Annotated in this window: 1 protein-coding gene; it reads right to left on the bottom strand. The window is 54.6% G+C overall.

Features of this window, described 5'->3' with window-relative positions; genetic code table 11:
• Positions 1 to 315 (bottom strand): PAAR-like domain-containing protein (locus tag ACTHTY_RS12270; protein ID WP_440367902.1); only part of this gene is annotated, 315 nt, incomplete at both ends.

The following is a 315-nucleotide window of genomic DNA, read 5'->3' as shown; positions in this document are numbered from 1 at the left end:
GACGGCCGGCACCTACCGCCCCCTTACAGGACAAACAGGTTTTAGGGGGGAGTCTTTTGCTGAACTTGCCGTTCATATGGAACATATCGCCGGTACGCACGATATAGCGTTTGCGGATTTTAACCGAGGAAGAATGGCGCATCGGCCAGGCCGGTTTGGTGGCAGTACGGCTCTTTACCCCTTTACGGCCCGGAAGGGCGATTTCGTCGCCATAAGTTTTATCCGTCTTACTGGCATTAAAGACAAAAGCAGGTTTGCGGTTGAGGCGTACGTCTTTGGCAACGGTCTTGGCACCGCCGAGGTCGGCAAAGAGTG

Source organism: Neisseria sp. P0019.S002 (genome assembly GCF_051957155.1).
Lineage (GTDB): Bacteria > Pseudomonadota > Gammaproteobacteria > Burkholderiales > Neisseriaceae > Neisseria > Neisseria perflava.
This window is presented reverse-complemented; position numbering and strand designations above follow the sequence as displayed.